The organism is Sphingobium chungbukense, assembly GCF_001005725.1.
GTDB classification, from domain to species: domain Bacteria; phylum Pseudomonadota; class Alphaproteobacteria; order Sphingomonadales; family Sphingomonadaceae; genus Sphingobium; species Sphingobium chungbukense.
Genome location: NZ_LBIC01000009.1, coordinates 396,806 through 405,299 on the forward strand (window position 1 = coordinate 396,806; position 8,494 = coordinate 405,299).

Annotated in this window: 8 protein-coding genes; 4 read left to right on the top strand and 4 right to left on the bottom strand. The window is 64.0% G+C overall.

The genetic code is table 11. The features are described from left to right. Positions 1-116 precede the first annotated feature (116 nt). The 3 genes from dmpG to YP76_RS19780 are packed head-to-tail and all read right to left on the bottom strand — an operon-like array spanning position 117 to position 2,883. Positions 117-1,142 (bottom strand): 4-hydroxy-2-oxovalerate aldolase, encoded by a 1,026-nt coding sequence (gene dmpG / locus YP76_RS19770; protein ID WP_046765275.1) that lies wholly within the window; start codon positions 1,140-1,142, stop codon positions 117-119. Further along, positions 1,139-2,092 carry an acetaldehyde dehydrogenase (acetylating) gene (locus YP76_RS19775; RefSeq protein WP_046765276.1) on the bottom strand — a complete coding sequence of 318 codons (954 nt, stop codon included), beginning with the start codon at positions 2,090-2,092 and terminating at the stop codon, positions 1,139-1,141. Before YP76_RS19775 ends, dmpG begins: the two co-directional genes overlap by 4 nt. 5 nt (positions 2,093-2,097) lie before the next feature. Continuing rightward, positions 2,098-2,883, bottom strand: coding sequence for a 2-keto-4-pentenoate hydratase (locus tag YP76_RS19780; protein ID WP_046765277.1), 786 nt, complete (start codon positions 2,881-2,883; stop codon positions 2,098-2,100). Between the two features lie 82 nt (positions 2,884-2,965). On the opposite strand from YP76_RS19780, the gene YP76_RS19785 reads away from it, so the two are divergent. The 4 genes from YP76_RS19785 (at position 2,966) to YP76_RS19800 (ending at position 8,244) form a co-directional block, all read left to right on the top strand. Beyond that, on the top strand, positions 2,966-3,721 hold the full coding sequence (locus tag YP76_RS19785) for an IclR family transcriptional regulator (RefSeq protein WP_232307648.1): 756 nt from the start codon (positions 2,966-2,968) through the stop codon (positions 3,719-3,721). A gap of 105 nt (positions 3,722-3,826) precedes the next feature. Next, the gene (locus YP76_RS19790) at positions 3,827-4,543 is read left to right on the top strand and encodes an HAD family hydrolase (RefSeq protein ID WP_046765278.1); all 717 of its coding nucleotides are present in this window, start codon (positions 3,827-3,829) and stop codon (positions 4,541-4,543) included. Positions 4,544-4,671: 128 nt separating this feature from the next. Continuing rightward, positions 4,672-7,086 carry a hypothetical protein gene (locus YP76_RS19795; RefSeq protein ID WP_046765279.1) on the top strand — a complete coding sequence of 805 codons (2,415 nt, stop codon included), beginning with the start codon at positions 4,672-4,674 and terminating at the stop codon, positions 7,084-7,086. A 144-nt stretch (positions 7,087-7,230) separates the two neighbouring features. Beyond that, entirely contained in the window at positions 7,231-8,244 is a 1,014-nt protein-coding gene (locus YP76_RS19800) for an aldo/keto reductase (protein WP_046765280.1), read from the top strand. Here YP76_RS19800 and YP76_RS28810 read toward each other — a convergent pair. Beyond that, on the bottom strand, positions 8,181-8,494 hold a 314-nt coding region (locus tag YP76_RS28810; RefSeq protein ID WP_232307649.1), incomplete at its 5' end, for a hypothetical protein. The genes YP76_RS19800 and YP76_RS28810 overlap by 64 nt on opposite strands.

The following is an 8,494-nucleotide window of genomic DNA, read 5'->3' on the forward strand; positions in this document are numbered from 1 at the left end:
AACCGAAATGTCGACCGGCCCTGGATCTGCCCGACCTGATATCCATGCAGGTCAATCAGCCAGCTATGGAACATGTCCCTACAAATGGCGGGACGATAGGGAATTGGCTGTTCCCGTCAGCGCTGCCCGGCCAGATCGAGCGCGATATCGACGATCATATCCTCCTGCCCGCCGACCATCTTGCGGCGGCCTACCTCGGTCAGGATCGCGCGGGTGTCGATGCCATATTCGGCCGACGCCTTTTCGGCATGTCGCAGGAAACTGGAATAGACCCCGGCATAGCCCAGCGTCAGCGTTTCCCGATCGACGCGGACGGGGCGGTCCTGCAACGGGCGCACCAGTTCTTCCGCGGCATCCATCAGCGCGTAGAGATCGCAGCCATGGTTCCAGTCGTAGCTGTCGGCCGCGGCGATGAAGACCTCCAGCGGCGCGTTGCCGGCGCCCGCGCCCATGCCCGCGAGGGAGGCGTCGACCCGGATCGCGCCCTGCTCGACGGCGACCAGACTGTTGGCGACGCCCAGGCTCAGATTATGATGGGCATGGACGCCGCGCTGGGTCTCGGGCTTCAACACCCTGTCATAGGCCTCGAACCGTGCCTTATATTGCGCCATGTTCATCGCGCCGCCGCTGTCGGTGACATAGACGCAATGCGCGCCATAATCTTCCATCAGCTTGGCCTGGGCGGCGAGGGCGCCGGGCTCCGACATATGGCTCATCATCAGGAATCCGGACACGTCCATGCCGAGGTTGCGGGCGGCCTCGATATGCTGTTTCGACACGTCCGCCTCGGTGCAATGAGTGGCGATGCGGACCGACCGGACCCCGAGGTCGTAAGCCCGCTTCAGGTCATGCACCGTGCCGATGCCGGGCAGCAGCAGCGTGGTCAGCACGCTATGTTCCAGCACCTCGGCCACGGCGCCGATCCAGTCCCAGTCGGTATGCGCGCCAAAACCATAGTTGAAGGACGAGCCGTTGAGGCCGTCGCCATGGGCGACCTCGATCGCGTCGACCTTCGCCAGGTCGAGTGCCCGGGCGATCTTCCGCACATGATCCAGGCCATATTGATGACGGATGGCGTGCATCCCGTCCCGCAAGGTCACGTCCTGGATATAGAGTTTGGTCTGGGTCGGGTCGAAGGTCATGCGGGGACTCCTGCGGTGATACGGTCCGCGATCTTCTCGGCGGTGCGCAGCGCGGCCGAGGTCATGATGTCGAGATTGCCGGCATAGGCGGGCAGGTAATGGGCGGCGCCCTCCACCTCCAGGAAGATCGTGACCTTGAGGCCGGTGAAATCGGTCTGGCCGGTGTCCGCCATTTCCGGGATGTGGAGCGGCCGGTTGGAGCCGACATGCTCGAACTGCACCTCCTGCTTCAGCCGATAGCCGGGGACATAGCTCTGCACATCCTCGACCATGCGCCGAACGCTGTCGCGGATCGCCTGCTGGTCGGCCTCGTCGCACAGGCAGTAGACGGTGTCGCGCATGATCAACGGCGGTTCGGCGGGGTTGAGGACGATGATCGCCTTGCCCCGCGTTGCGCCGCCGACGTCCATGATCGCCTGGGACGTCGTCTCGGTGAACTCGTCGATATTGGCGCGGGTGCCGGGACCAGCGCTCTTGGAGGCGATGGAGGCGACGATCTCGCCATAATGCACCTTGGCGACGCGGTTGACGGCATGGACCATGGGGATGGTCGCCTGCCCGCCGCAGGTCACCATGTTGACATTGTGCGCGTCGAGATGGGCGTCGCCATTGACCGGCGGAATGGTATAGGGGCCGATGGCGGCGGGGGTCAGGTCCACCACCCGCTTGCCATGGGCTTGCAGCACTTCATTATTGCGTTTGTGGGCGCCGGCCGAAGTGGCGTCGAACACGATCCGGATGTCCGCGAATTCGGGCATGGCGACAAGGCCGTCTATGCCATCCGCCGTGATCGGTACGCCCAGCCGCGCGGCACGCTTCAGGCCGTCGCTTTCCGGATCGATGCCGACAAAGGCACCCATTTCCAGTGTCTGCGACAAACGCATGATCTTGATCATCAGGTCGGTGCCGATATTGCCCGAACCGACGATGGCCACTTTGGTTTTCCGCATGGTCTTCAGACCTTCCCGAAGTTGAAGGAAACGGTGCCGATGCCGCCGACAATCGCGCGCACATGGTTGCCCGGCACGAGCGCGACCATCGGTCCCAGCGCGCCGGTCAGCAGGATGTCGCCCGCCTTCAGCGGCTCGCCGCGCGCGGCCAGGGTGGAGGCGAGCCAGGCGGCCGCGTTCAATGGATGGCCGAGCACCGCCGCGCCCGCGCCCAGCGATGCGATCCGGCCGTCAATCTCCATGACCATGCCCGCCGCATAGAGGTCCGTCCCCGCCATGGAGCGTCCTTCCTCGGCCATCACGAAGAAGGCGGAGGAGCCGTTGTCGGCGACGGTGTCCGCGAAACTGATCTTCCAGTCGGCGATCCGGCTGTCGACAATCTCTATGGCGGCATGGACGGACCGGACGGCGGCCGCGACGGCCTGCGGCGTCGTATCGGCATCGGGCAGGTCGGCGCCGAGCACGAGGGCGATTTCCGCCTCCACTTTGGGTTGCAGGCTGCGCGCCGGGTCCAGCGTGCCGCCATCGGCAATCTGCATATCCTCGAACAGCACGCCGAAATCCGGCTGATCGACGCCCAGTTGCTGTTGCACGGCCCTGGCTGTCAGTCCTGCCTTGCGGCCGACGATGCGGCGTCCCTGCGCCTGCCAGAAGCGCGTGTTGATCGCCTGCACCGCATAGGCGCCCGCCACGTCTACCGGGTCAAGCCCGTCTCGCATGGGGGCCACCGCACCTTGGGCATAGGCATCGCGAAGGCGCAGTGCGAGCTGTTCATGGGTTGGTCGGGTCATCTGATCCTCATCCTTCGATTTGCCGTGGAAACTATATGGGAAAGGGGCTTGCCGCCAGTGCGGCTCTGCCCTACCATCTCATATGGTGAGAAATGGAACACCCTCCATCGCAGCGCTCAGCCGCAGCCTTGCCATGCTTGAAGCGATCCTGAAGGATCGGGACGGGCGAAGCGTGGCTGCCATCGCCGAGCTTATCGACATGCCTGTTGCGACCGCTCATCGGCAGGTGACGACGCTGGTGGCCGAAGGGTTCCTGGCCCGCATGCCCAGGGGTCGATTGGGACCCGGCCGACGGTTGCTGTCCCTGATGCAGAGCGTGGACGAGAAACAGCTTATCGTGGCCGCCGCCGCCCCGGTCCTGCATCGCCTTGCCGCAAGCGTAAGATCCGTCGTTCAACTAGGGACGCTGGAAAATGACATGGTGACCTACCGCATCAAGACCGGCCGGGGAGCCAGCGACTTTTTCACCAAGGTCGGCATGCAGCTTGAGGCCTATTGTTCGGGTATCGGCAAAGTGCTGCTGGCATATCAAACCGAGCAGGACAGGGAGGCCTATCTCGCGACCGGTCCGTTTCCCGCCTTGACGTCGAACACGATCACCGATCCGGAACTGTTGCGCAAGGAACTGGCGCGGGTTCGCGCTGCGGGGGTTGCGCGCGATGCCGAGGAAATCGTGGAGGGCCTCGCCTGCCTTGCCGTGCCGATCCACAGCATGGATGGTCATGTTCGCGCGGCCATCTCCGTCTCGCGCGCCGTACCGGGGCGCAAGGAATGGCAGGAAGATGCGATCGTGGAGATGCTGCGGACGGCGGCAGTGGAGATCGAGGCCTCTCTTTAGATCGCACGGTGCCAAGGGCTTGGAGCCTTCCCGCGAGCGGTTGTTGCATCTCCCGATGCAGCCTATGCACTCGTCAACCCCGTGGCCAAGCCCCATATTGGCGGTATGACAGTATCGACCCTCGCCAACACCGAACCTGCAATGTTGAACCGTCGCCTGCCCGTTCCGGTGCGGGCGGTGATTTTCGACATGGACGGCACGCTGCTCGATACCGAAGCGGAGCATCGCCGCACAATGGCGGAAGCGGCCGCCGCCTTGGGCTGGCCCTTTTCGGAGGCGTTGCAACTCGCCATGGTCGGCATCCACCGGGATGCGAACCGGGTGATGCTGGCGGAGCATTTCGGCGCCGATTTTCCGCTGGAGCAATTCTATGCCGACAGCGATCTGTTGTTCGAGGCGGCGCTGGAGGCGGCCATTCCCGTGCGGCCGGGGGTCGAGCCCTTGCTGGCGCGGCTCGCTTCGTCGGGCATCCCGATGGCGGTGGCGACCTCGACAGAGGCGCGCTATGCCCGTCTGCGGCTCGAAAAGGCGGGACTGCTCGATTATTTCGACGTGGTCGTGACCCGCAACGATGTCGAACGGCCCAAGCCGCATCCCGAACCCTATCTGCTCGCGGCAAGCCGCCTGGGCGTGGCCGTGACCGATGCGGTCGCGGTGGAGGACAGCTATGCGGGCGTCCGTTCCGCCGCGGCTGCGGGCATGGCGACGGTGATGGTGCCCGACCTGTTGCCCGCGACCGATGCGGAGCGCGCCCTGGTCGCCGCAGTGCTGCCCAGCCTGCATGACCTGGCGGCGCTGGTCCTGCCTGAACCGGAGGGTTGAGCCGGGCATTCATCCCGCTGCATTCGCCCTTCGTCGCAAAACCTGTTGCCATATCCCCTACTCTTGGAATTGGGGAGGCGATGTGGGACAGCGGATCTGGATCGCTGACAGAAAGATACCGGGACGTTATGCCGCTGCCGAGCCGATGGAGGACCTTGCCCTGGATATCCGGAGCGGCGGGCATGGCCCTGACGATCTTATTGGCGTCGGGCGCGCCGGCGCCGGCCGCCGAGCCGGCGCCGTTCGAATTGGGCGGGCCGGGATTGCGCATCACGGTCGCACGGGGCGCGCAGGTGCTGCCTATCGCCCAGGTGCCGACCCTGGCCGAAGGCGACAGGCTGTCGATCAGGGCCGACCTGCCTGAGGATCAGGGCGCGCGTTTCCTGTTGCTGTCGACATTCCTGCGCGGCGCGACCAATCCGCCGCCCAAGGACTGGATCAAGGCCGCCGAAACCTGGAAGAAGAAGGACAAGGATAATAGCCTCAGCCTGACCGTGCCGAAGGGCGCCCGGCAGATGACCCTGTTCCTGGTGCCCGACACCGGCGGAGCGGAAAGCACGATCGTCGATGCCGTGCGCGGCAAGCCGGGTGAATTCATCCGGGCGACGCAGGAATTGAATCAGGCCTCGCTCGATCGGTCGCGACTGGACGCCTTCATGGCGGCGATCCGGCGCCAGGAGAACAGCCATCCCGAATATCTGCGCTCGGTCGCCCCGGCACTGGCGCGCAGCCTGTCGATGAAGCTGAACGACGAATGCCTGTCCAAGGTGGTCGAGCTCCAGGCGAGCTGCCTGCTTGAAAATCGGGAACAACTGGTCCTGGCCGACGTGCACAGCAGTTCCATCGCGGAAACGCTGACGGGTGCACCGACCGATCTTGCGCTGCAACTCAGTTCCACGCGGGAAGCCGGCTATGGCTTCTACAGCCCCTATATCGGCGTCGTGCGCGACGTGGCGAAGATATTCGGCGCGTTCAGCAATCCCGAGTTCGATTATCTGCCGACGCTCAGCATTCGGCGCGACGCGACCGCCGCGCTTCTGCTCAACAAGGCGCCTTCCTTCCAGAAGCCCAAATCGGTGCTGGTCGTCGGCATGCCCGCGATCGAAGCGGACAGCCCGCCCCGCCTGCGCAGTGCCGCCAGTGGTCCGATCTGCGCCGCCCGGCCGGGCGTTGTGCTGCCGGTCGAAGGGGCGCCCCTCATCTATTCGACCGCTTATGCAAGGAAGATGATGGTAAGGTTGACCGCCGGGAGCGGCGAGACGATCGACCTGCCCGTCGAAGCGCGGGCGGACCGCGGCGGCTATGTCGTCGGGAGCAATGGCCCGTTGCCTGCCGTCTTCAAAGGCACGGTGAAGGGGCATCTCTACGGCTATTGGGGGTTCGAGCGGTTTGACGGCCCCGATTTCACGCTGCAACTGCCCGGCGATGCGTCGTGGAAGGTGGAGGGCGAAGCGCCGACGCTGGTCGTAGGACGCGACAATGCGCTGACGTTGACCGGAGAGGCGCCGGCCTGTGTCGAAGGCGTGGTGCTGCGGCAGGGCGATGGCGCTCGGCAGTCGCTGTCCTGGACGGTGCAGGGGACGGATAGGCTGGCTCTCACCCTGCCGCTTGCTGACCGTAAGCCGGGCGACATCAGGATCGAGGTCAAATATCAGGGCATGGCCGCACCCTCCGTGTTGCCGCTCAAGGCTTATGCGCAGGCAAGCCGCCTGGATGGACTAAGCCTGCATGCAGGAGATGATCGTGCGATCCTGTCGGGCCAGCGACTGGATCAGGTCGCGGCGGTCGAACTGCCGGGCATGGTCCTGCGTCCCGAGGAGTTGACACGAGAGGGTTCGGTGGACCGGCTGCGGCTGGTGGCGAAGGGGACGGATGCTTCGTTCAAGACAGGCGATCAGGTGACCGCGCGGGTCAGGCTGAAAGATGGGCGTTCGGTCAATCTGGCCGCTACGGTCGAGGATGCCCGGCCGCGGCTGACGCTGCTCAGCAAGAGCATTTCGCGCCGGACGGGGGAGGGACGCGGTCTGCGACTGACCGGCCAGGATTTGTTGCCGGATGATGGGCGGCTGGTTTTTTCGGTGCAGGCGGATCAAGGCGCGGTTTTCCGGGCGGATGATGCATTGGAGGTTGCATCGGCGGACGGCGTGAAGGCGGTGACGCTGGACAGCGCCAACGGCCTGAGGCTGTCCGGACCGGATGTGATGGTGGCGACACTCGATCCCGAAGCGTTGGCGCCCGTGTCAGGGCCGTTGCGCTTCCGGTTGCTGCGTCATGGCGGATCGAGCGATTGGCAGCCCCTGGTGACGCTGGCGCGCCTGCCGCATATCGAGGGTGTCATTTGCGAGGCGCAGGACTGCACGATCAAGGGACAGGAGCTGTTCCTGATCGAGGCGGTGGGCGGCGCGCCGGATTTTGAAAAGCCGACCACGGTCGTACAGGGTTTCACCGGGTCCATCCTGACGGTTCCTTTGCCCAGGGACGGCAAGCTCTACATCCGCCTGCGTGATGCGCGGGATCAGGCGGTCGTGCTCGATGTGGGTTGATCCGTTTCGGGAAGTCATGACGGGGCCATTGACGGCTATTGCGTCAAACCACGGGTTCCTGTCTGTAAGTTCGAACGCTTTTTCAGGCGCTTTGCCAAGGGACGCGATGCTGCCTGACTGCAATGAATGGGATGCCACGCTGATATGACCAAAGCCCTGCCCGTCCGGAAGATCGGACCATATACCGTTTCTGCCATTGGCCTGGGTTGCATGAATTTGAGCCATGCCTATCTGCCCCGGCCCGAGCCGGAGCAGGCGGAACGGGTACTGCTTCACGCATTGGAGGCGGGCGTAACCTTTTTCGACACGGCGGCGCTCTATGGTTTCGGTGCCAATGAGGAACTGGTCGGGCGCACCCTGATGCATCGCCGGGCGGAGTTCACCTTGGCAAGTAAGTGTGTCTTGGCGGAAATTGATGGCAAGCGAGGCCTGGATGGTTCGCCCGCCGCCATTAGCCGGGTGTTGGAGGATTCGCTCCGGCGCTTGAAGACCGACCATATCGATCTCTATTATCTCCACCGGCTGGATGTGAAGGTGCCGATCGAGGAGTCGGTCGGCGCTTTGGCCCGGGCTGTGGAGGCGGGCAAGATTGGTGCCATCGGCCTGTCGGAAATGTCGGCTGCAACCTTGCGCCGTGCTCATGCCGTGCATCCGATTGCCGCCATGCAGACGGAATATTCGCCCTGGACCCGCAATGCCGAAGTGGCTGTGCTGGATGCCTGCGCGGAAATGGATGTGGCTTTCGTTGCCTTCTCGCCCCTGGCGCGCGGGTTCCTGGCCGGCAATGTCGGACCTGAAGGCGTATCCAAAGAGGATCTTCGCCATGCGATGCCCCGATTCCAGCCCCCGCATCTGGAAGCGAATCTGACATTGGTGGCCAGGCTCGGGGTACTGGCGAACGAAGCGGGCTGTACGGCGGCGCAACTCTGCCTCGCTTGGTCGTTGGCTCGGCGGGATTTTGTGGTGCCCATCCCTGGTACGACCAGCATCGCGCATCTGGATGAGAATCTCGCGACGCTCTCTTTAAACCTACCTGACGATCTGTTCGCGGCGGTGGATGCGATCTTCACTTTTGAAGCGGTCTCGGGCGCACGCTATACCAGGGACGCGCAGGCGCAGATCGACACCGAAACATGGGTCGGCGAACCGCTGGCCTGAGCGAGCAGGGGGTGGCGCTGAATCCGTCTCTCTCCCTTATTTTGTAGGAAATTTACGGAAATCCTATTTTTCCTGTTGACCGACTCGTTCGAGGGGCCTAGATGCCACTCCACCGACGCGGTGATGCCCTCCGGTTTTCGCTGCGAACGGTCACCAGTATCAAGGATGGTCAAATCCTCGAATGAAAGTTCGAGGATCGCTGGTTGTCCGCTTCTGATTTTGGTGAGCTCTTTGACATTGTTGATTGATG